General features: G+C 43.8%; 20 protein-coding genes, 1 pseudogene and 1 riboswitch. Of the genes and pseudogenes, 14 read left to right on the top strand and 7 right to left on the bottom strand.

Annotated features, from left to right (window positions below):
- Window positions 1-1,174: pseudogene (locus tag V5G28_RS27705) on the bottom strand (pentapeptide repeat-containing protein); the annotation flags it as partial.
- A gap of 113 nt (window positions 1,175-1,287) precedes the next feature.
- Between V5G28_RS27705 and V5G28_RS27700 the strand changes: the two are divergent.
- From V5G28_RS27700 to V5G28_RS27690, 3 genes are all read left to right on the top strand, one after another.
- A complete protein-coding gene (locus V5G28_RS27700) occupies window positions 1,288-1,467 on the top strand; it encodes a hypothetical protein (protein ID WP_332996541.1) in 180 nt (59 codons plus the stop codon).
- Between the two features lie 312 nt (window positions 1,468-1,779).
- On the top strand, window positions 1,780-4,914 hold the full coding sequence (locus V5G28_RS27695; RefSeq protein WP_332996539.1) for a zinc-dependent metalloprotease: 3,135 nt from the start codon (window positions 1,780-1,782) through the stop codon (window positions 4,912-4,914).
- 46 nt (window positions 4,915-4,960) lie between these two features.
- Window positions 4,961-5,104 (top strand): hypothetical protein, encoded by a 144-nt coding sequence (locus V5G28_RS27690; RefSeq protein WP_332996537.1) that lies wholly within the window; start codon window positions 4,961-4,963, stop codon window positions 5,102-5,104.
- Window positions 5,105-5,180: 76 nt separating this feature from the next.
- Here V5G28_RS27690 and V5G28_RS27685 read toward each other — a convergent pair whose 3' ends face one another.
- Together V5G28_RS27685 and V5G28_RS27680 are read right to left on the bottom strand one after the other, a co-directional pair.
- Window positions 5,181-5,912 (bottom strand): DUF1995 family protein, encoded by a 732-nt coding sequence (locus V5G28_RS27685; RefSeq protein ID WP_332996535.1) that lies wholly within the window; start codon window positions 5,910-5,912, stop codon window positions 5,181-5,183.
- Between the two features lie 156 nt (window positions 5,913-6,068).
- Complete coding sequence (locus V5G28_RS27680) at window positions 6,069-7,238, bottom strand: cysteine desulfurase family protein (RefSeq protein ID WP_332996533.1); 1,170 nt, start codon at window positions 7,236-7,238, stop codon at window positions 6,069-6,071.
- A gap of 478 nt (window positions 7,239-7,716) precedes the next feature.
- On the opposite strand from V5G28_RS27680, the gene V5G28_RS27675 reads away from it, so the two are divergent.
- The 6 genes from V5G28_RS27675 (at window position 7,717) to V5G28_RS27650 (ending at window position 13,248) form a co-directional block, all read left to right on the top strand.
- Window positions 7,717-9,090: a phospholipase D-like domain-containing protein gene (locus tag V5G28_RS27675; RefSeq protein WP_332996531.1), complete on the top strand. Its 1,374-nt coding sequence runs from the start codon at window positions 7,717-7,719 to the stop codon at window positions 9,088-9,090.
- 432 nt (window positions 9,091-9,522) lie between these two features.
- Complete coding sequence (locus tag V5G28_RS27670) at window positions 9,523-10,149, top strand: DUF1345 domain-containing protein (RefSeq protein ID WP_336231382.1); 627 nt, start codon at window positions 9,523-9,525, stop codon at window positions 10,147-10,149.
- Between the two features lie 149 nt (window positions 10,150-10,298).
- On the top strand, window positions 10,299-10,535 hold the full coding sequence (locus V5G28_RS27665) for a ChaB family protein (RefSeq protein WP_073634025.1): 237 nt from the start codon (window positions 10,299-10,301) through the stop codon (window positions 10,533-10,535).
- A 152-nt stretch (window positions 10,536-10,687) separates the two neighbouring features.
- Window positions 10,688-11,266, top strand: coding sequence for a GNAT family N-acetyltransferase (locus V5G28_RS27660; RefSeq protein WP_332996526.1), 579 nt, complete (start codon window positions 10,688-10,690; stop codon window positions 11,264-11,266).
- 34 nt (window positions 11,267-11,300) lie between these two features.
- Window positions 11,301-12,494 carry an NAD(P)/FAD-dependent oxidoreductase gene (locus tag V5G28_RS27655; protein ID WP_332996524.1) on the top strand — a complete coding sequence of 398 codons (1,194 nt, stop codon included), beginning with the start codon at window positions 11,301-11,303 and terminating at the stop codon, window positions 12,492-12,494.
- A gap of 103 nt (window positions 12,495-12,597) precedes the next feature.
- The gene (locus V5G28_RS27650; RefSeq protein ID WP_096562956.1) at window positions 12,598-13,248 is read left to right on the top strand and encodes an HAD-IA family hydrolase; all 651 of its coding nucleotides are present in this window, start codon (window positions 12,598-12,600) and stop codon (window positions 13,246-13,248) included.
- A gap of 42 nt (window positions 13,249-13,290) precedes the next feature.
- Here V5G28_RS27650 and pirA read toward each other — a convergent pair whose 3' ends face one another.
- Together pirA and V5G28_RS27640 are read right to left on the bottom strand one after the other, a co-directional pair.
- Entirely contained in the window at window positions 13,291-13,689 is a 399-nt protein-coding gene (gene pirA, locus V5G28_RS27645) for an arginine synthesis PII-interacting regulator PirA (RefSeq protein ID WP_332996556.1), read from the bottom strand.
- 50 nt (window positions 13,690-13,739) lie between these two features.
- A riboswitch (Glutamine riboswitch) is annotated at window positions 13,740-13,833 on the bottom strand.
- A 146-nt stretch (window positions 13,834-13,979) separates the two neighbouring features.
- Window positions 13,980-15,221: a molybdopterin molybdotransferase MoeA gene (locus tag V5G28_RS27640; protein ID WP_332996554.1), complete on the bottom strand. Its 1,242-nt coding sequence runs from the start codon at window positions 15,219-15,221 to the stop codon at window positions 13,980-13,982.
- 527 nt (window positions 15,222-15,748) lie between these two features.
- Between V5G28_RS27640 and V5G28_RS27635 the strand changes: the two genes are divergently transcribed.
- The 5 genes from V5G28_RS27635 to V5G28_RS27615 all read left to right on the top strand — a co-directional run bounded on the left by V5G28_RS27635 (window position 15,749) and on the right by V5G28_RS27615 (window position 20,726).
- On the top strand, window positions 15,749-17,284 hold the full coding sequence (locus tag V5G28_RS27635; protein WP_332996520.1) for a hybrid sensor histidine kinase/response regulator: 1,536 nt from the start codon (window positions 15,749-15,751) through the stop codon (window positions 17,282-17,284).
- A 273-nt stretch (window positions 17,285-17,557) separates the two neighbouring features.
- Window positions 17,558-18,100, top strand: coding sequence for an RDD family protein (locus V5G28_RS27630; protein WP_332996519.1), 543 nt, complete (start codon window positions 17,558-17,560; stop codon window positions 18,098-18,100).
- Between the two features lie 43 nt (window positions 18,101-18,143).
- Window positions 18,144-18,338: a 50S ribosomal protein L33 gene (gene rpmG / locus V5G28_RS27625; RefSeq protein ID WP_071838423.1), complete on the top strand. Its 195-nt coding sequence runs from the start codon at window positions 18,144-18,146 to the stop codon at window positions 18,336-18,338.
- Between the two features lie 2 nt (window positions 18,339-18,340).
- Window positions 18,341-18,556 carry a 30S ribosomal protein S18 gene (gene rpsR, locus V5G28_RS27620; RefSeq protein ID WP_041038502.1) on the top strand — a complete coding sequence of 72 codons (216 nt, stop codon included), beginning with the start codon at window positions 18,341-18,343 and terminating at the stop codon, window positions 18,554-18,556.
- A 109-nt stretch (window positions 18,557-18,665) separates the two neighbouring features.
- Window positions 18,666-20,726, top strand: coding sequence for a ribonuclease catalytic domain-containing protein (locus tag V5G28_RS27615; RefSeq protein WP_332996515.1), 2,061 nt, complete (start codon window positions 18,666-18,668; stop codon window positions 20,724-20,726).
- Between the two features lie 409 nt (window positions 20,727-21,135).
- Here V5G28_RS27615 and V5G28_RS27610 read toward each other — a convergent pair whose 3' ends face one another.
- Together V5G28_RS27610 and V5G28_RS27605 are read right to left on the bottom strand one after the other, a co-directional pair.
- Entirely contained in the window at window positions 21,136-21,708 is a 573-nt protein-coding gene (locus tag V5G28_RS27610; protein WP_332996513.1) for a nucleotidyltransferase family protein, read from the bottom strand.
- A gap of 172 nt (window positions 21,709-21,880) precedes the next feature.
- Window positions 21,881-23,431: a GMC oxidoreductase gene (locus V5G28_RS27605; protein WP_332996511.1), complete on the bottom strand. Its 1,551-nt coding sequence runs from the start codon at window positions 23,429-23,431 to the stop codon at window positions 21,881-21,883.
- Window positions 23,432-23,451 lie beyond the last annotated feature (20 nt).

Here is a 23,451-nt window from a genome sequence, read left to right as displayed (position 1 = left end):
GTAAACAGAATTGTATCGCTCAGGTTAGTACCTTTGAGGATAGCACCACTGAGGTCGGCACCACTGAGGTCTGCGCGGCAAAGGTCTGCATGACTGAGGTCTACGCTGTTGAGGTGTGCATCACTGAGGTTAGCACCAAAGAAGATGGCGTCAGTGAGATTGGCACGAGAAAGTTCAGCATCTCTGAGGTTAGCGCTTGTCAGGTTGGCACCTCTGAGGTCAACATTGCTGAGGTCAGCACTGCTGAGGTCAGCACTACTGAGGTTAGCATGGCTGAGGTTGGCACCACTCAGGTTAGCACCACACAAATTGGTACTGCTGAGGTCGGTACGCTTGAGGTTAGCAGTGCTGAGGTTAGCACCGCTGAGGTTAGCATCACCGAGGTTAGCAGTGCTGAGGTTAGCACCACTTAAGTTGGTACCCGTGAGGTTGGCATCACCCAGGTATGCGCTACTGAGGTTGGCACGGCTAAAGTTGACACCCGTCAAGTTGGCATCACCAAGGTATGCACCGCTAAAGTTGCCCCTTGTGAGAAATTGCCCAACTACATTATTAAAATTTCCAACTTAATAGAATCGCTGTAGTTGATAATGCGAAGCAGTTGAGATGTAAAAAAATGGTCTTTATCCCTTTGACCAGATGGATAGAAGTGAATTTGTTGTTTGAGATCATCTCGCTCTTGAGCATATCGATGCAACTCCAAAAGCAAAATCATCACATTCAAACCAGCATAAATATCTACTTGGCGCTGACCCAGCTTAATTTCTTGTTTTTGCAATTCTTCCGCTTTTTTTTCAAAGGTAAGTTCTGCGGTGGAGTCAATAAATTCCCCATCACACCAACGTTGATAAAAATCTTCTAACCGTTGAAATAACTGCACTGGTTGAAATTGATTATTAGCCATGAGCCTTCTCATGACTTGTGCTAAAATTTCGGGTTTTAGGATACCACCACCCAGTATCTCGTAAATCTCTTCATAGAGTTGGCGATCGCCTTTATTTTTGGTTAAACTGCTCCTCGATTTTGTCCATTTTTGCAAACTTTTTTGTACTCTCTCCTGAAATATAAATTCTCGTGAATTGCCTCGGGAACACTCAACTCTTTTGCCCTGCTTATTATGAATTTTTCTTAAAGGCGAAACTGCAAGGGAGCTAAGAAATGTTTTCTTTAACATCTCTTTGAACCAATGCCCCTTCACACAAGTTCTCAAAAGCTGACAAATTTGAGAGAAATGTGACATAATTGTCATATTTAATACTATGCACCTGCTGATGAACTAAAGCCGAGATGAAAAAATTTGCTTGCCTAATAGAGTTTCAGGCACTGGAGAAAATCGTAGGACTTAGTACCATATTTGATGAAGATGACGTAATAATGCAGACTATTGGTAAGCAGATTAAGGGCGGAAAGCTCCTCTGTATCTCCTCTGTATTAGGCTATGCCTTTGGGCAAAAAATGTCTGCTTAAAAAGTTTTTCGTTTGTCAGTAACCTCCTGTTTTTATTTCAGTTGTTATACTAACTTCTCTACTTCTTTCCGAGACAGATGTAAAGATAATACGAAGTCTGTGCTAAAGAAGCAATTGTTGGGAAAACTCCACTGTAAGAGACTACAACAAAGCTGAAAAATCGTATCGACAACTGACTGAGAAAGGTGACTGCTTGTCATTAAGCGGTAAAGAGTGTTTACAGATATTACCACTTAGTTAAAGAGAGTATGAGGCAGCTTTGTTACACAGATATTGGAAATAAAATAGAAATTAAGACCGGGGACGGATGAGATGAGAAGATTTACTAGTTGTGTTATTGTGTTGCATTGTTTATTTTTAGGTATACCAGCTTCTAGCGGCACACAGGCTGTGAATACGGTTGACACGGGTATAAGGAGACAAGGAGACAAAAAGACTTGGGGACAAGCAGACAAAGAGAAAATGTCTCCCGGACTCACCCCCTTATCCCCCTCATCCCCACGCCAGTCGCCTCAACGGGGGGAACCCCCGCACGGTGAGCCAGCGCTGCAGGAGGGTTTCCCTCCGCAGGCGACTGGCAAACCCCGAAGGGGCGCTGGCTCCTCATCTCCTTCTCGCCCCATCTCCTCCGCGTCATGGAAATCCTCTCAGTCTGGAATACTGAACGCTACAAACTTCCAGAAACTGGGGTTACCACCACAGCAAGTCTGGGTGATTGATGGGAAGCAACAAGCACAGCGTCAATCTTTTATGTGGGTAGTTAAAGATACTAAAAAAGCTGAACAGCAACCATTTTTGCAAGTACAGAACAGCTTAGATAAGCCCGCTAAGCCGGATGAAAAAACTGATGTCACCCCGAAACCAGCAAAAAAGGACGAATTAGAGCAGTTTGATAAAGTCGTAAAAGATACTGAAATACTACAGGGACTGTTTACCCTGTACCGAGATAAGGAAAAGAATAAAATTTATCTAGAAATTAAGCCGGAACAGCTTAATAAAAATTATTTAGCTACAGCAACGTTAGAATCTGGCATTGGCGAAGCTGGAATTTATAGTGGGATGCCGTTGCAGGATTTTTTGTTTTACTTACAACGGGTGAATAACAAATTGCAATTTGTGGTTCGCAATGTCAATTTTCGCACCCGTGAAGGAGATCCACAACAGCGATCGCTCGCCCGCTCTTTTAGTGACTCAGTTCTCTACTCAGTTACCATTAAAAGCATACATCCAGAACGCAAAACAATTCTCATCGACTTGGGCGACGTGCTGCTAACAGACTTGGCTGGATTATCTTTCAGTTTAGGAGTTGCTCCAGCCGCAGATAAATCCTATTTTGGAACTGCGAAAGCCTTTCCCCAAAATATGGAAATCGAGTCGGTGTTGAATTTCACCAACACCCGTGTCAATATTGAAAAGCTCCGTTTTGGTGCGCTTGCAGACCCTCGAGGCTTCACTTTACGCGTTCATTATAGTCTGTCCGAACTTCCACAGAACAATTACCGATCGCGTTTAGCCGATGAGCGTATAGGCTACTTTATCACCGCCTACCAAGACTTATCCAACGACGAGCGTAAAGAGCCATTTGTCCGCTACATTAATCGCTGGCATTTAGAAAAACAAAACCCCAGCGCTGCCCTTTCTCCACCCAAAAAACCCATTGTCTTCTGGATTGATAACGCAGTACCCTTAGAGTATCGCGATGCTATCAAAGAAGGCGTCTTGATGTGGAATAAAGCTTTTGAAAAGGCAGGATTCAAGGATGCAATTCAAGTGCGTCAAATGCCGGATGACGCCACCTGGGATCCAGCAGATATACGCTACAACACAATTCGCTGGATTAATACGGTAGATGGATATTTTGCTCTGGGACCATCCCGCGTTAACCCTTTGACTGGTGAAATTATAGATGCAGATATTCTCGTAGATGGCAGCTTTATACGCGCACTCAAGAATGAGTATCCTAAAATTGTACAACTCAACCAAACACAAAATCAGACGCCGCTGTCTGCGTTGATGGAAAACAGCCTGCTTTGCACTAATAAATTAGAGGCAAAAAATAGCGATTCCACGCAGAATTTGGAAATGGACGGGTTAACCAACAATTTATCAAAACTGGCAGGTCAGTACGACCTTTGCTATGGTATGGAAGCTGCTAACCAATTTGCTTATGGTTCACTGGCAATGAAGCTTTTGCGAGACGTCCCGCCAAGTAATGAGCAAATGAAAGACTATATTCATCAATATTTACGGTTAATTATTGCTCATGAAGTGGGACACACTTTGGGGTTAAGGCATAACTTCCGTGGAAGCACTCTGCTGAGTCCAGAACAGATGAACAATAGAGATATCACTCGCAGCAAAGGTCTGATTACGTCAGTGATGGACTATATTCCACCAAATCTTGCACCCCGAGGCACTAAGCAGGGAGATTATTTTCCCAAGATGATCGGACCTTATGATGAGTGGGCGATTCAGTACGGCTACACACCAATTCCAGCAGCAACTACCACAACAGAAAAACCATTTTTGGATAAGCTTGCCAACCAATCAGACAAGCCTGAGTTAAGTTATTCCACAGATGAAGATGTGTTTGACCTTGACCCCACTGCCAATGCTTGGGATAACAGCAGTAATGTGCTGCTTTATTCTCATTGGCAATTGGATAATGCGCGGGTTATGTGGCAGCGTCTCAACCAAGATGACCTGTTGTCTGGCAAGAGTTTTAGCGATGTGAAAGAACAATTTGGCACGGTATTCAGTAACTATTTCCAAAATATTTACTACATTACAAAATATGTTGGTGGTCAGTCTTTCTACAGAGTTCAACCTGGCGATTCCCGAGGGCAATTACCATTTCAGCCTGTGCCTGTGGAAAAACAACGGCAGGCATTAGAGATTATAGAAAAGTATGTTTTTGCTGAGGATGCTCTCAGCTTCCCGCCAGAACTGCTGAATAAATTAGCACCTTCGCGTTGGCGGCATTGGGGCAGTTCTCCCCGGACTGGTCGTTTGGATTTTCCAATTCATGATTGGGTGTTGTTCATGCAGGGTTCGGTGTTGTCGGATTTGCTGTCAAGCGATCGCCTTTCCCGCCTTAAGGACATCGAACTCAAAACTAAACCCGATCAATCTCTGTCTTTACCAGAATTATATGATACATTGCAAAACAGTATTTGGACTGAGGTTCTGAAACCAAACGGCAAGCCGATGGTCATTTCGAGTCTTCGTCGAGGCTTACAGCGGCAATATGTAGACTTATTGACTCGCATGGTTTTGCGAAAAGAACGCGTTCCGGAAGATGCTCGCACGCTAGCTTGGTATAAACTTAAACAACTTAATGAGAAACTGGATGGAGTGAGTTCAAACGACGAGTACACTAAGGCGCATTTGTTAGAAACACGCGATCGCATTAACAAAACTTTAAATGCTCAATTGCAGGCGAATTAGTTAAATATTTAGGAGCCAACTTTAGCGGGTAGGGTATGAAATTTTCATGCTTTTATTTTCAAAACCTTTACCTTTGCGCCTTAGTGAAGCCCGTCGCACTGAACGGGCTACCACACAGGCAAAAATAGCAGACTTAAAAGTGGAACTCTCTGTTTTGCGAAAAATTGCCGAAGTTGTTCAAGACAAGTAAAAATTCACCGAACCAGTCCTTAACCCTCTGGCGTTAAGTTTGACGCGAGATTACTTGACTTTTGCTAGTAAAAGTGTTACTTCCTCAACGCCCGTAAGAAACGTTGCAAACCCTTAAACACATTGGGTTTTTTTGCTGGTGTATCCAGTGTGCCAGAAGTAGACTGTGCCTTAGCTATGATGAAATCCAAATCGTCACCAGATGGCTTTTGCGGTAATTCGGCAATCTTTTCATACTTGCCGCTCTTTTCCAACCAAACTTCCCACATTCTGGGGTAAAAGCGAAATACAGCAGTCTCGTCATCTACAGGGCGGAGATAGTAGCAAGATTCAATTGTATTGACGAAACGTTCACGTAATTGACGCGCTGCATAACCAATACCCACTGCCCCCAAATCTTCTAAGCGGGGGTTTAAGATGACTATCGGGCGATCGCCTACTAATTGAGCCATCTTTTCCACCTCTGCGACTTCCACCGCTGTGGGGGCTACCAGAAAGAAAATTTCATCCTCTGGTTCAATTTTGCGCTCAAGAGGTAATTTTCCTGTACCAATATCAAGAATTTTAAACGGCACATCTGCCCAGTCGCGCACAGCAAGCGCAGCGCCACCAGCATCTGGGAAGAAAACCTTGAGTCGGGAACCGTATTCTTCAAAAACTGGCAGAAATTGCTCTGCCACAAGCATAGGCTTGAGTTCTGGAATCAAAATTTCAATCTGTAACCGTTTATACCCTTCTGCGAGTGCCGCTTTGGTTGCTTCACGGGCTTGGGCAATTGCATCTTCTAGAGTGTTTGGAAGTTCAGTCATGCTAAATAATTTTGAAATTGAGATTTTAACCGCACCCTCGACGCAGATAAACGCAGATAGCGGTTGCAATTTTATATTTTAAAAGTCAGGGGTAGGGTACATTATCAGTTACCAGTTACCAGTTACCAGTTACCACTGCGGCTGGTACTGTTTTAACTAACGACTAACAACCAATTCTACAGGTGATAGCCGATGCAAAATCTGTCTGAACACCATTGCAACCCAATCCACGTCAGCTTCTGTTGTCTCGCGCCCAAGTGTCATACGAATAGCTCCCAAAGCAGCGTTTTCTGGGTAACCCATTGCTAATAATACGGGACTAGGGCTCAGTTTACCACTATGACAGGCAGCACCGGCACTGATGCCAATGCCTGCTAGATTCATCTGTCGCACTAAAGTTTTGCCGCTGAGTTTTTCTCCATCAGCATATTCTAGGCAAAAACTTACATGATGAGGTAGGCGGTGGGTGCAGTCGCCTGTGGGGATCAAACCAGGAATATCTCTTAACTGGGCAAACAGGCGATCGCGTAACTTCATCAGCCGGGGCGTTTCTGTCGGCATTTCTTGAGTTGCCAATTCTGCTGCTACTCCAAACCCAGCGAGTATGGGTACTGCTTGTGTCCCAGAACGCAGTCGCTTTTCTTGTCCCCCACCATTCAGCAAGGGAACCAACTCGACACCAGGACGCACATACAACGCCCCAGCACCTTGCGGCCCATAAATTTTGTGACTAGAAATGCTCAGTAAATCTACGGCAATATTTCTCACATTTATAGGCAACCGTCCTGCCACTTGCACAGCATCTGTATGGAATAGAACACCTGCACTGCGGGCTATATTTCCTAGTTCCTCAATTGGTTGTAATGTTCCAACTTCACTTTGACCGTAAATGACCGACACCAACACAGTATTATCTTGCAACGCCGCCTTTAAATCTATGGGATTGACTCTTCCTTTAGCATCTACTCCTAAGCGAGTGACTTGCCAGCCCCACAACTCTAACAACCTTGCTGGTTCGGCAACAGCAGAATGTTCAACGTTAGAAATAATGATGTGTTGGGGCTTGGCATACAAATGGGCAACTCCCATAATTGCCAGATTGTTTGCTTCAGTGCCACCAGAAGTAAAAATAATAGATTCAGGATCAGGTGCGTTAATTAAAGGGGCAACCTGCATTCTTGCTTGTTCGACAACCGTTGCTGCACGTTGTCCCCACTCATGCAAGCTGGAGGGGTTGCCCCACTCTTGTGTGAAAACTGCTTGCATGGCGGCTATTGCTTCTGGGCGAGTAGGAGTAGTTGCGCTGTAATCTAGATAAATTTGCATAACCTATTAGGTGAGAACACGTTGGGCAACGGGTTATTTGTATCTTCAGACTATATAGTTAATCTGCCAAATTCTTACAACTTTGTGGATACCTATCTCTATATATATAGATATATATAGTTGGATATTTTGCCCTGCTTGTACAGCTAAAGAAAAACACTTAGTTAGTTTTAACGCTTTGTATCTTTACGTGAGGCTATTAACCGTCCAAATTACGGTTAATAAATTACCTGCCGAAAGCAACAATTTCGATGTAGTGCCATTACTTAAAGTAATTGCAAGCCAATAAAATGAATTTCCGTAATACCCGTCTTGTTATAACATCTCTTTAAAAGAATACTGAGAAAAGATATAACTCAGTTTTCCAACTGAGTAAAATGTATGCGCTATACTTCCTAATTCTTTAATGAAACTCCTTTTCAATTTTATTACTTCTGCTCAACAAAATTTTAAATTTTTAAGAAGAACAATCTTCATATTGCTGCTTTTAAGCAGTGGTGTTGTTCTCGTTAACATTCTTAAACCTTCAGCAAAAGTCAAGCTTGTCCAACCTTTACCTCAAGACCCTGCGATTCAAGTCTATTTTAACCAAAATCCGGCGTCTTCCTACGAAGACCCATACCGACATTTTATCCGCAAAGGGGACAACTTAGAACAGCAAATTATTGATGCTATTAACCAAGCAAACTCAACTGTGGATATAGCAGTCATGGAGTTTAGGCTTCCCAAAGTTGCTGAAGCACTCAGCCTTGCTCATAAGCGCGGGGTAAAAGTGAGGGTAATAATAGATAGTAAGTACAACAAAACTTTAGCAGAATATAAACAAGAAGAAATTGCACGAATGAATCGGCATGATAAACGAGCATATGAAGAATTAAAGCAATATCCTGCTGATGCTTTAGCTATGTTGCGTTCAAATGGGATTGAGATAAAAGATGACACATCTGGCGGTACAACTAAAGGTAGTGGACTCATGCACCATAAATTTGTCGTTATAGATGGCAAGACAACTATCATATCTAGCGGCAACTTTACGACATCTGATATGCATGGAGATTTTGGAAATTTTGAAAGTCGTGGCAATCCTAACAATATGATTGTTGTTCCTGATAACTCCGAACTTGGCAAAACCTTAACTGATGAATTTAACTCTATGTGGCAGGGTTTATTTAAATCTCGTAAGCCAAAAAGATATCCCGTAACGATTCCAATTGGTACAGGAACTATTACGGTTAACTTCTCGCCAGCCAGCACAAAAGACGATATAGCAACAACCAGTAACGGAATTATTGCCTCTTATGTGCAGCAAGCTAAAAAGAGCGTGCATATTGCGGTATTTGTTTATTCAGATCAAAAGATTAGCGACACTCTTGGTAGTGTACATGATCAAGGAGTTGAAGATATCAAAGTGTTGATAGACCCGGATTTTTTCAGACAACCTTACTCAAAAGCATACGATGCTATGGGTGTTTGTCCCCGACTAGGTAAGAAAAATAGCTTCATTAAAGTTAAACCTTGGAAGCACCCAATAACTACTGTTGGTTTTCCCACAAGTTCAATAGGCGATCGCGGCGTTCATAGTAAAATGGCTATCTTGGATAAAATGTTAATTATCACTGGTAGTCACAACTGGTCTAATTCAGGAAATTACTTGAATGATGAAACTTTGGTGTTTATACAAAATCCTACCGTTGCCGCACATTATGAGCAAGAGTTTAGTCGGCTTTATGCAACAGCAAAGTTAGGGTTGAAAACTCTCCCATCAGCCCAAAAGTGCGAATTGCTCAACTTAAAAAACGCAGAACATAACTCTCAATCACTAAAGCTCGATACATCTCATCAGGAAGAATAAACCTGTTGCAAAAGTGAATTGGAATGAAAATTAAACCACAGATGGACACAGATGGACACAGATGAATTATCTGTACTCCATGAGTGTTAACCTATGGTTCTAAATTCTAAATAAGGACTTTTGCAAGAATTCTATTGAAAATATAGCAATCATAAATCATTCGTGAGAAACAAGATCCCCGACTTCTTAAAGAAGTCGGGGATCTCTGGCTTTGAATTCTCACAAACAAAGCGGAGGATTGCTATAGTGCAATGTGTTAGTTTTAACAGAGTTAAGCTATTACAAGACTGAGATGGAAGATGGAATGGACTTGAGACGGTTAATTCAATGTAGTCAAACTTGAATGATAAAGTGAATTTGTAGCGTTCAACTACGATTCATAATTTCTGGGTTGCACCTAAATTGTTCAAAAATTCTGATTCTCGGCACCGATTGATTATTTCTATCGGCTTTGCTGCATTAGTCTCAGTACTATTGCCGTCTTGGCTGCGTTTCCCCTTGCGCATTCTCTGTGCTTGGAACTCAGGCGCTGACTGTTTCCTAGGCTTGACTTGGTGGATAATGATCAGGGCGACTCCAGAAAAAATGCGCCGTTTTGCGCGAGTCGAATATCAAGGACGTGTAGCTATCTTTACGTTCATTGTTGCTGCTGCTTGTGCCAGCGTGTTGGCAATAGGGTTCCTACTCAGTGATAATAAAAAAAATCTATCAACAATTCTCCTCAGCCTACACGTCATGCTTGCTGTCATGACGATTGTCAGTTCTTGGTTACTAGTACATACTATATTCGCCCTGCTATACGCACACACTTATTATCAACTAAGCAATAGCAATACAGAGCAAATAGCTGGTGGTTTAGATTTTCCTAATGACGAAGAACCAGATTATTGGGACTTCTTATATTTCTCTTTTATCATTGGCATGACGAGCCAAGTTTCAGATGTGCAGACCATATCACGTTCTATGAGGCGTTTGGCTCTAGTACATGGAGTATTATCCTTCTTTTTTAATACCACAATTTTGGCTATGAGCATCAATATTATTGCCGCGCTGATTTGAAGATTTTTGCTAAAGCGTGCTATTATTTGGCTCTCCTGTTTCAGTCTCTGCCAAAGGTATGGTAATTTTTTATCTCTGCTTACAGAAAGAGGAAAATCTGCCTTGAACTTCTTAATATAAATCCAAGTCTAAATAATCGGAGTGGGTTTATGAAGATAGATGAATTAGGTCAAGATGTAAAAGAACAACTACCTCAAGAAGCCCAGCAGATTTTCGTTGCGGCATTCAATGCTGCCCACAGCGATGGATTAAGTGAAGAAGGTGCTCGTCAAGTTGCTTGGAACAGCGTCAAGAACCAGTACAAGCAAGGTGATGATGGCAAATGGCACATCAAGGCAGACGAAACTGCCAATCCTAATAAACCTATAACCATTGGCGGTTATTAATTCGTTTTTAACTAAATGTTAAATTAAAGGCGATTTGTAGTTTGTACAAACCGCCTTTTACTCATTTGCAGTTTTTCATGCATATTTCTTACAATATATAGTGATTGTCGCCACAAACAACTTGATTTCATCAAAAAAAACTGCTATTTTATATGCTGCTTGAAAAAGACGAAATCTCTATTCGTCTTATGCAAGATGATATACATGATTATCAGTTGATGGCAAAATGGCTGACTGACGATAAAGTATTGAAATATTATGAAGGTAGAGATAATCCCTTTCCTTTAGACAGAATTATAGAATCGTACCAGCCTATAGTTAGAGGAAATGATCCAGCCATTCCCTGCCTCTTCTACTATAAAAATACCCCTATTGGTTACTTACAGTATTACTCGTTAAATGACTTACCTGAAAGCGACAGACAAATGTATTGTCTGGAAGAAACAGATAATGTCTATGCAATGGATTTATTTATAGGCGAAACCCAATACTGGAACCAGGGAATTGGTACAAAACTGATTTCAGCGGTTGTCAACTATCTTTTTGAACAACTGCAAGCTGTTAAAGTTGTCATAGATCCACAGGTGTGGAACACTCGTGCTATCCGCTGTTACGAAAAATGTGGTTTTGCTAAGATAAAGCTCTTGCGCGAACATGAACTGCACGAGGGAAAGTACTGGAATTGCTGGTTAATGGCAATTGAACGAAAGAAATCAGTACACTTATATTAAGTTACCCTGCTGGGATCGACGTTCCCATAGACCGATGACTGAACAACCTGCTAGAATTTGTATCCTTGGTGGAGGCTTTGGTGGTCTCTACACCGCCCTACGCTTAAGCCAGCTTCCTTGGGAACCTTTGCAAAAACCCGAAATGGTTCTGGTGGATCAAAGCGATCGCTTTCTCTTCTCCCCCTTCCTCTACGAACTCCTTACTGGGGAATTGCAAACCTGGGAAATTGCCCCACCCTATGAAGAACTTTTAAATAACACAGGTGTACGTTTTTGTCAAGGTGCTGTATCGGGAATTGATATAGATCAGCGACGGGTACATTTACACGATGGACCAGAAATTTCCTATGACCGCTTGGTGTTGGGGCTGGGTGGTGAAACACCACTGGATATTGTGCCTGGGGCAACATCTTATGCTTATCCGTTCCGGGCGATCGCAGATGCATATCGTTTGGAAGAACGCCTGCGACTTTTAGAAGAATCGGATGCAGATAAAATCAGGGTAGCAATTGTTGGTGCTGGTTACAGTGGCGTAGAGTTAGCTTGCAAACTAGCAGACAGACTAGGGGAAAGAGGACGATTTCGGCTGATTGAAGTGTCCGACCAAATTTTGCGAACCTCCCCAGACTTCAACAGAGAAGCAGCCACCAAAGCTTTAGAAGCACGGGGTGTCTTTATCGATTTAGAAACCAAGGTCGAATTGATCGCTCAAGACAGCATCTCATTAGAGTACAAAAATCAAGTAGATACGATTCCTGTCGATTTGGTAATTTGGACAGTCGGAACGCGAGTATCGCCTGTGGTGAGAAACCTTCCTGTAAAGCAAAACCAGCGCGGTCAAATCAGCACCACATCAACTCTGCAAGTCCATGACCATCCTGAAATTTTTGCCTTGGGAGATTTAGCAGATTGTCTTGATGCTGAAGGTCAGCAAGTCCCTGCAACAGCACAAGCTGCTTTCCAACAAGCAGATTATGCTGCTTGGAACATCTGGGCAAGTTTGACCAATCGTCCTCTGCTTCCCTTCCACTATCAGTTCTTAGGTGAGATGATGGCACTGGGAATAGACAGCGCCACCCTCACTGGTTTAGGCGTTAAACTAGAGGGTTCTTTGGCATACGTAGCGCGTCGTCTTGCCTATCTCTATCGGCTGCCAACCTTAGACCACAAACTTAAAGTTGGTTTTAACTGGCTCGCTCGCCCTATTATACAGGCACTGTCTGAATAGCAGTCAGCCTTCATCAGTACTGAGTGCTGAGTAAATATTACATACTCAGCACTCAGGCTGTTTTGGTCAACGCTGATAGCGGATAGCTAGTAACTAATAATTTATGAAGGAAAAACCGAAAGTTATCTTTTTAGATGCTGTTAACACACTCTTTGGAGTCAAAGGCAGTGTGGGAGAAATTTATAGTCACATAGCGCAGGAATTTGGCGTCGAAGTTTCAGCCGATACTTTGAATCAAACATTTATCCAAAGTTTTAAAGCTGCACCACCACCGATATTTCCAGATGCAGAAGAACAAGATATTCCCCAACGCGAGTTTGATTGGTGGTTTAACATTGCTCAAAACACCTTTGAAGGTGCAGGCGTTCTCGATAAATTTTCCGATTTCTCTACTTTTTTCAGTGAACTCTACATCCACTTCGGCACTGCTGAGGCGTGGTTTATCTATCCCGATGTCCTACCAGCTTTGGTCAACTGGCGGCGGTTGGGAATTGAACTGGGGATACTGTCCAATTTCGATTCCCGTATTTACTCAGTTTTGCAAAGTCTGGAACTCAGAGACTTTTTTAAATCTATCACCATTTCCACCCAAGCAGGTGCCGCTAAACCTGATGGCAAAATTTTTGCCACAGCCTTGGAAAAACATAATTGTTCACCAGAAGCTGCATGGCATATTGGTGACAGTATCACAGAAGATTATCACGGAGCTAGGGCAGCCGGACTCAGAGGGATTTGGATCAATCGTCAGAATTAGTTGTTAGTTGTTGGCAAACGAGGAACAACTAACAACTAACCATCATGCAATTTGCCTTGCCTCATCCTCTAGTAAACGAATGAGTTGTTGGTCCCCTTTTTCTCTTGCTGCTAGCAGGCGACGTTCTAAATTACGGCGGATATTGGTGAGATGAGTTTCAGTTAACTCACCGCCCATTTTTTCTGGTTTACCAACCTGTGCAGCACTTGTTGCATCGCTATGCTGCTTGGACAAAATCATGAACTCCACCTGTACTGGATCGCCGATGTAATGAGACACACCACGATACTTCAACTCAGCAGTTGGTTGAGTCTGAGGAATATGTCTGGGGTAGTTGCGTTTCCATGTCCCACCCCGATAGTTTCCGCTGATTTCACTAGCGGTGGGTTCAAGGATCAGGGGATTGTGTTCATAATCAACACCACGATATGTGAGTTTCATTTGCTTCGCCTCTTTGAGAAATTGATTGTCTAAGGTTATGAATGAAATGAGGCGCGTTCCTTGGGGATATTTCCCTACTTCCGTCTTCACAAGCCTTCTGACTGAAAAAATCAATTTTTCAGTGGCTTATTAAAGATGAACGGTTTTATTTCTGTATCTATTGTAACTTTTTTTTAAACAATAGGAAAGATGTAATATAAATTAATGAAAAGAATATAATATTATACCTGTATTACCTTACCATTGGCTTTTACATTTTTGAATGAGCGAATGCGTGAATTTTGAATTCCTTAAGACCCTACCTGTAACACTTGCACCTCAACTCCCGCAGAAATAAGTGTCTGACCGACTGGTACAATAGCTAAGCCGTTGGTTTGAGCCAAATTAATCAAGTTCCCAGAATTTTGCAGCCCACCTGCTGGCTGAAATTCATAAACTCCATCTAAGAGGCGCAACTGACCCCAAACGTAAGTTTCGCGCTTACCATCAGATCGCAACTCCTGACGCGCCAGTGCTTTGACAAACGCTGGTTCCCAACTTTCTGCAAGCCCTGAAAGTTTTTTGATGGCGCTTTGTACAAACCGCCAAAATGTCACCAAAGCAGCAACAGGGTTTCCTGGCAAACCAAAGTACAAAACTGGACGTGTATCGTTGCCAAATGTGGCAACTGTTAAGGGTTTTCCAGGTTTGGTCGCAACAGCACGAACGTGAATTTTGCCTCCAAGTGACTCTAGAATTTGCTCAACATAGTCATAATCTCCCACAGAGACACCACCGGAAGAGAGAACCACATCAGCTTGACTTATGGCGTTGGCGATCGCTTCCTTGAGTGCTTCTGGTTCATCCTTAACAATTCCTAACATTAAGGGTTGGGCAGCACTCTGCTTGACCAAAGTGAAGAGGGCATATCGGTTTGAATCCACAATTTGCCCTGGTTGCAACGGTTTGTCAGGTGTGACTAGTTCATTACCTGTAGACAAAAGAGCGACACGAGGGCGGCGAAAAACTTTCAATTGCGTACACTGAACTGCAGCTAAGACAGCAATTTCTGGAGGTTGCAATCGAATCCCTGCTGGTAGTAATTGCGTCCCAGCTTTGTAGTAACTTCCCTGATACCTAACAAATTCTTGCGGTTTTGGGGCAGCAAGGATGAACACACAGTTTTCTTCTGTGCGTGTTCTTTCCTGCATCACAACTGTATCCGCACCCGCAGGCATTACCCCACCTGTCAAAATCCGCGCTGCTTGCCCTGATTGAATTGTACATTGAGGTTGCACCCCAGCAGGAATTTCTGCAACAATTTCTAAAACTGCTGGCTTTTCCTCGCTACAGCCCTGCACATCTTCGTACCGTACTGCGTAGCCATCCATCGCTGAGTTGTCCCAGTGAGGAAAATCCAGTTGACTCGTGACGGGAGATGCCAGAATGCGATCGCTAGCTGTCAACAAATCAACAAATTCTGTATCCTGTTCAGTATTCAGGGGTTGCACCAAATTTAAAATAATTGCTTCTGCATCGCTTGCTGACAGCAGTAGTATCGCCTCTGACTTTCTAACGTTTCATTTTTATGGTGCTAAAAATATTGCAAATCTACGCCAAGGTCAACCTGTGTAGAGGTTCAGCAATGACTCTCGCGCCTCGCCTTGAGTCCTTATCAGTTACGAGTAGGTGCATGAATACGACAACAAGATTATGCCACCATTATCCATGATCTCTTACCAACAGTGATCGTTGACACAACTTCCAGTGGTCGTTGTCACAACTTATGTGGATAAGCAAGAGTATATTAAGGTTTTATCAGCTAAATGTTAACTACTAAGTTAACAAACGGATTGATATTTATTAATTTATTCGTATAGCAGTTTTCTCGAATTTCTGAAATAGACCTTTAGTAAATAAACTGTATGCCTTCGGACAGACAAGTGATATCTCAGGGAACCTCCGATTAGAACTGAGAGTGGAACACACAGGAAGAAGAGATTTTCATAGCTGATTTAGGCAGTTGATTCATGATTTTTGGCTAGCAGCAGTTAAGTTCCCACCAAAATAAATTTCTTTTATGGACACGGCATCAATTAATATTCTTTTAGTAGAAGATAGTGCCAGTGATGCCAAATTGCTACAGCAAACACTTTGGCACTTAGGCGGGGAAAGATGGCAGGTGGTACATTTTGAACGGCTAAGTGACGCAATCGATAGTTGTAGCAAAAGTACCTTTGACATAGTTTTATTAGACCTTTTTCTGCCTGATTCTAAAGGATTGAACACCTTAGCAGAATTTTACGCAGCAGCACCAAATATCCCGATTGTGGTATTGGCAAAGTTTGACGATGAAGACATCGCCTTACAAGCAGTGGCAAAAAAGGCACAAGATTATCTGATCAAGGGACAAATCACGCCCAACTTACTACGGCGTACTATTCGCTATGCTATTGATCGCGGACAAATTCTTAAGCAACTCAAAGAAAGTGAGCATCGTTTGCGGGCAGTTTTTGAACAGACGTTCCAATCGATGGCGCTGTTAACTCTTGAGGGAATTATTCTAGAAATTAACCAACCTGCCCTTAAGTTATGGGGTAGTCAACAACAAGATTGTGTTGGCAAACCGTTGTGGGAACTTGAAAGCTGGAATTTCTCTTGTGCAAATCAGGAGTGGTTGAAAAGTATTATTGCCAAAGCTGCTGATGGTGAATTTGTCCGCCATGAATTGCTCTTACCCAGCGAAAATAATGTGATGGTGTGGATTGACTTTTCCGTCAAACCATTAAAAGACGAAACAGGGAAAGCAGTGCTGCTGATTGTCGAAGGTCGGGATATTAGCGAGAGCAAACGCGCTGAAGCAGAACTTGTCAACGCATGGGTACAGGAACGAGAACTCAACGAAATGAAATCTAACTTTGTTTCGATGGTTTCTCATGAGTTCCGCAATCCGATGACTGTGATTCGGACAGCAGTAGAACTGCTCGAATCATACAACCATCAGCTGAGTGACCAGCAAAAAAGTCAATACTTTGGCAAAATTCAAACTGCCATTCGTCAGATGCTGCAATTATTAGATCAAATTTTATTTTTAGGTAGAAGTGATGCAGGCAAACTACAATATGAACCGACACCGCTAGATTTAGAAGATTTCTGCAGCGAACTCACACAAACTTTGCAACTGGCTGCTAATGGTAAACACCAAATTATCTTTAGCTTTCAAGGGGAACAGACCTCAGTTGAAGTGGATGAAAACCTGCTGCGTTACATTTTGACTAACTTACTTTCCAACGCCATCAAGTATTCTCCTCAAGGCGGTAAAATTGTATTTAACGTCTTATGTCAAGATGATACCGCCACTTTCCAAATCCAAGATTCTGGGATTGGTATTCCATTGCAAGACCAACAACGTTTGTTTGAAACTTTCCATCGCGCCAGCAATGTGGGTAGTATTCCAGGAACGGGACTAGGGCTGTCGATAGTCAAAAAGTGTGTAGATTTGCATCAAGGTCAGATCTACTTACAAAGCCAAGTGGGAGTAGGGACAACATTTACAGTGAAACTCCCCTTGAATCATCACCATGCACAGTCTTTGGAACTTGTTGAAAGTTACTAAAATTTACCAAGAAAGAACGAGAGAACACAGTTGTCAGAACTTAGAATAAAAAAGTCTCTGGGGACTGGGGACTGGGAACTGGGGACTGGCGACAGTTATCAGTTATCAGTTACCAGTTTTCAGTTATCAAGTACCATGCTGGTACTGTTCACTGTTCACTGTTCACTGTTGACTATCCCTAATCCCTAATCCCCAATCCCCAATTCAATTTAAATTAAGGTAGAGGGAAAACAAAACTAGCTTCCAAAATCTATATAAAATACGTATTTTATTATGTCGATTGAACGAGTTACCCCGAAACACTATCCTAAAGTTGAGTTTGGGCGCAGAGGTATCGCATTAGGGATTGATTTCCTTTGTGTGTGGATAGTAAGTTCCCTATTGGGAAGTTCCCAAATCGGTGTCCAAGTTGTTCAGATACTGGTCTTCGCAATTTTTTGGGTGATTTTGCGGGTCATTGTGCCTTATAACAATCAAGGGCAGAGTTTAGGGCGTTATGCTGTTGATATCAAGGTGCTGGAAGTCGAGGCGGGCAAACTTCCTGATTTGCAATCTCTTTTGAAGCGAGAAGGAATAATTGGGCTTGGGGCGCTTCTCGTTTCCATCGCCCTGAGTAACATCATACGTAATCCCACTGCTATACTGCTATTGATTCCCTTAGCAATTGACTGTGGTGCAGCTTTCTCTGATACCCAACTGCGGCAAGCTTTGCATGACCGCTACGTCAAGACTATGGTCGTTTCGTCGCGTCGTGGCTATTCGCTAGACATTAAAATTAAAAAATTAGTTGAAAAAGCACGCATTAATATGAGATAATAGGTATTTGTGTTAATTCTCTTCATCCGATTTTTGTAAGATTATGGCTAAGAGTAAAGGTGTCCGCATAATAGTGACACTGGAGTGTACTGAGTGTCGGACTAACGTAGACAAGCGCTCTCCCGGTGTTTCGCGTTATACAAGTACGAAGAATCGTCGGAACACAACCAACAGACTAGAACTGAAAAAGTTCTGCCCTCACTGCAACAGACATACCGTTCACAAGGAAATTAAGTAACAATGAGCTATTACCGTCGTCGTCTATCCCCGATTAAGCCGGGAGAACCAATTGATTACAAAGATGTAGATTTGTTGCGTAAGTTTGTCACCGAGCGGGGTAAGATACTACCTCGGCGCATTACTGGGCTGACATCTCAGCAACAGCGAGATTTGACATTAGCAATTAAACGCGCTCGGCTTGTGGCTTTGTTGCCGTTTATCAATGCCGAAGGCTAATAATAGTTAAGAGTGATGAGTTAAGAGTGATGAGTTATTTACTCCTAACTCGTAACTCAACAGCAAAATCAAAAATCAAAATTCACGCATATCAATAATTGCAAGGCTTGTGGAGAAGGGGACGCTAGTTGAATTTCGACTTGGTAGCGATCGCCGTTTGGGTGTAGTAGACCGTCCAGACGGCAAAGCGCGTATGTTTGTGGTAGATGAACGGGGTCAAGCCCACAGTCTCGCACCTCGGCAAATCAGCTACGCAGTGACCGGGGAAGCCTACAAGCCTTCGCAGATCCCGGAGTTTCTGGAGGAGGTAAAGCCTTATTTAGACCCCTCCAGTTTAGAGGTGGCTTGGGAATTACTGGTAGAAGGCGGGGAAACAGTGACGCCAGCCGAAATGGCAAATCTCCTGTTTTCAGAATCAGAAGCACCTCATCGCTACGCAGCGTATTACTTGTTATCAGACGATAAAATTTACTTTAAGCAGAAGGGAGAGGCTTACGAGCCACGGAGTGCATCTCAAGTAGCGGAACGCAAACACCAGCTTGAGATAGAGGCGCTAAAAGCTAAGGGACAGCAAGAATTTCTCGCTAGAGTAGAACAAGCGCTCAGGGGTGAACCAGTAGAGTGGCAACGCCACGACCGCCACCGCTTGGAAGCCCTGGAAAAATATGCGGCGCTACTTGCTGATATTATACGTGTGGGGTTAAACTATGACTCTCTCGCTCGCGCCTATCCTCCCCCAGCGTTAGTCTTGGAAACGATGAATATGCTGGGACGCCCCGCAACCCCCCAAGGATCCTTTCAATTGTTAGTAGACTTGGGGTGGTGGAGTCCGCATGAGAACTTATTTGTGCGTCGTTCGTCAATTCCCGTACAATTTGCTAGCAAGGTATTAGAAGTGGCGCAACAGCGATTGGAATCACATCCGCCCGATCAAGATGTCAACCGCTTGGATCTGACCCATCTGAAGGTGTATACAATCGATGATGAAAGTACTACCGAGATAGATGATGGTCTAAGTTGGGAATTACTTCCCGATGGCACAGAGCGGTTGTGGGTGCATATTGCTGATCCTACGCGCTGGTTGATGCCAGAAGACGAGTTAGATTTAGACGCTCGTAAGCGAGGCAGTACAGTTTATTTGCCCACAGGTATGGTTCCTATGTTCCCTGAGGTTCTAGCAACAGGACCAATGAGTCTGGTGCAGGGAAAGGTATGTTGTGCTCTGAGTTTTGGGATTGTTTTAGATGACACTGGAGCAGTAGCAGATTATAGCATTCATCCAAGTTTGATTAAACCAACGTATCGCCTAACCTACGAAGATGTCGATGAAATGTTGGATTTGGGGTTGCAGACGGAATCAGAAATTGCGGCGATCGCCAATTGGGCACGAAGACGGAAAACTTGGCGGTATGCCCAAGGAGCAATCAGTATCAATATGCCGGAGGCAATGATCAAAGTCAAAGGCGACGATATTAGTATTGAAGTCTTAGAAGACTCCACAGCACGGCAATTGGTAGCCGAGATGATGATTGTTGCCGGTGAAGTTGCTGCTCGTTACGGTCAAAAGCATAACATTCCCTTACCCTTTCGCGGTCAGCCACAGCCGGAATTACCTCCTGAGCAGGAACTATTACAGCTGCCAGCAGGATTCGTTCGCGCCTGTGCTATGCGGCGTTGTATGCCCAAAAGCGAAATGAGCATCACCCCCGTGCGTCATGCTGGTTTAGGTTTAGAGACTTACACCCAAGCCACATCCCCCATCCGTCGCTATAGTGATTTGCTCACTCACTTTCAACTGAAAGCTCATCTACGCGGTGAAATTCTGCCCTTTTCCGCAGAACAATTGAAAGAAGTCATGATGACCGTCTCTTCAATCACCCAAGAAGTGACGATGGTAGAACGGCAAACGAATAGATATTGGGCTTTAGAGTATCTGCGCCGTCATCCTGAGGAAATTTGGGAAGCAACAGTGCTGATGTGGTTGAGAGAAGACAGTGGCTTAGCTCTTATCTTGCTAGAAGATTTGGGCTTACAGTTGCCAATGTTATTTAAACGTTCTGTGAAGTTGGGCGAACAGCTGTTAGTTAAGGTCTTTCACGCTGATCCACATAAAGATGTGATTCAGTTTCAGGAAATCATTTATCAAGAAGCACAACCTGCGGCGAATTAAGCTGCTTTCTATCAGTATAGGGTAATACGCTTGAATTCAGGTTTTTTACTGATATTTGGTGTAGAGACGCGCCATGGCGCGTCTTTACATTGCCTGGGTGACGCCGCTTGCGGGATAGATAGTTTTTTCCTAAGTTGCTAACGCTTGCATCAACAAAAACCACTTATGCCACAATACGGTTGGTGTTAGTGGTCTTAATCCTTAAAGATCCCCCAACCCCCTTAAAAAGGGGGCTACATTCCCCCCCTTTTTAAGTAAGGGGGGTTAGGGGGGATCTTGCCTTATCACCAAGCGTATTGACTTATGCCAGCGTTACACCGGTTTTTTGTAAGGTGGGCATTGCTCACCAATATCTCAAATGTACACCGGGTTTTTACGGGCTATGCCCACCCTACGATTTGTGGTCTAATTATAAGAATAAGCGCTGTAAGCAAGGACATTTTTGCAAAAACTCAGCCGCCTTGCGTTCTGCATCTGGGTTATTGGTATGTGCTGGTGTGGGTCGAATAATGCCAGCAAATAAATCATCCAAGCCATAAGGGGTGAAAAATTGCCATTCCCCTTGTGCATCCAGCCTCACACCCACAGCAGTAGCGGTGTGCAACCAGTCTGTAATGCCATCCTCTGTACTGGTGTATGTTCTGCGACCAGAACGCCAACGAGCAAAACTCGCTTGATTTTTGACATCGAATAGGTAATGAGGAAATTGTTCACTCAGGCTTGTCTTGGCTGCTAATTCTTGGGAACGGTCTCCCTCGGCATCAAAAAATGCAATGTCAAAATCTTTGATGATTAATTGACAGCGATCGCCCGTAAGGGCGCTGCGCTCAGCGCAATCGCCAAAGATCTTTCTCCAAACAGTATTTCGTACAGCACCACCTGCTAACCACCAGTGAGGAAGGTTCATTTGAGCGATCGCAGGTAATACAGTGCCGATAGGGGAATCGGCTAAGAGTATTTGTAGGCGAGTGGCAGTATTCATAAACTACAAAATAACTCAAAACTCGAAACTTCGCCGCCACGACCTTTTGAAACTTATACAGCGGTTTGTAAGTTAATGAGGTACACCTTTTTAACTCAAGAGCCAGATATAGAGCGAATTTTACTTCTGACTTCTGACTCCTGACTCCTGAATTCTGCTGTATTTTTTGATCTCAAGCACTCCGGTTGAGAAAGCGCTCCATGCTCCGTTCCGCTAAAGCAGCGATGGTGAACGAGGGATTAGTGCAGGCTGTCGAGCCTGGGATCAGAGCACCATCCACAACAAACAAGTTACGATAGCCGTAGACCTGCCCGTAAGTGTTGCACACCGCATCAATTGTTGCACCGCCAAGAGGGTGAGCTGTGGCACTAAAGTCAAGCGGTTGAGTCAAAGTTGTACCATTGGCTTGATTGAGCAGTTGGTAGGTATACTGCAGAGCCTGAGTATTTTTCTGATTATTAGCTGAGTCGCTGGGCCAAAAAAGATCAGCTGACTGCGTAGAAGCATTGTATGTGAGATACCCTTCTGGTTTAGCAATTGCCTGACCAACAGAAGTAATGACAGCTTCTGGAACAATCGGAAAGGGGAGTTGCTCAGTGACCACCGGGGCAATTGGATTGTCGAAATGCTCAATCACTGTTGCTGCTGGACCACCCTGCGTAGGATTAGTCGGACCATTGGTGATGACAGCGCTGACCGCATCGCCATTAGTCCCCCAAAACTTCCCTACCTGATTGTTGAGGCGGCGCAATGTGCCATTTGCCTTGGCACGCAGCAACAATTCAGTGGTTCCAATCGAACCAGCTGCCAAAAACAGATAGCGACAAACAAAAGACTTTTGGGCAAGCACTTCCCCTTGCTCGTTGATTTGATTGCAGGTGATTCGGAAACGCTCTTTCTCGAATTCCTCTATAGAAGTGACCACATGCAAGGGTCGGATTTCGACTTTTCCAGTCGCTTCTGCCATGCTCAGGTAGTTGCGGTCTAAACTGTTTTTCGCCCCACTGTTGATACCGTAATAGACTTGACCTGTGATGGCGGAAGGAACCTTCTGACCTAGGATTTCCTGACGCACGATGTCCCAATCAACAGCGATGTCAAGCTTGCGAGCTTTGAGACCAGCCTTGGCTGCTTGCTCTAAGAAGATGCGGCTTGACAAGTAGTAGTTCGTTTGTAAAATGTCGTCCGGGATTGGAGAAGGGTTGAGGATGGAACGCACCCGTGGGTAATAGACAGAATCGAGTTGCTCATAGTTGATGGTGCGTGGGAAGACTTGGTAGAAAAGTTCTCGAGTCGGCTGATAGGTGACACCGTTGTAGACAAGCGAACCTCCCCCGACGCCTGCTCCCCGATAGGCAATGATGCCATCGCCTATCTTGACATCAAGGACGCCAGTATAGATGTCAATAGGAACCTTGTTGAATACAATTGTACTAGGGCTAAGCCAGGTAGAGCGGCCATCTGGTTGCTGGTATGTGCTGAAAGTGTCACCAGCGTCGGTGATTTGCCATCGTCGCCCTCGCTCCAATACGATTGTCTCAATTCTTGCCTGACCAAGGCGCAGTGATGCGACTGCTCCACCAAAACCGCTGCCGATAACTATTGCCTCAACATAATCTTCCTTAGTACGAACAGCGGAAGCACGAACGGCAGACACACCTACGCTCGCCGCAGCCGCAAGCGAACCCTGAAGGAATCGACGACGATTCAGCACCCGGGACATACTTAATCTCCTGCGATTTT

Source organism: Scytonema sp. PRP1, assembly GCF_036697665.2.
GTDB lineage: Bacteria > Cyanobacteriota > Cyanobacteriia > Cyanobacteriales > Nostocaceae > Kalymmatonema > Kalymmatonema gypsitolerans.
The sequence above is the reverse complement of the archived record's forward strand: the minus strand, read 5'-3'. Positions and strand labels throughout refer to the sequence as shown.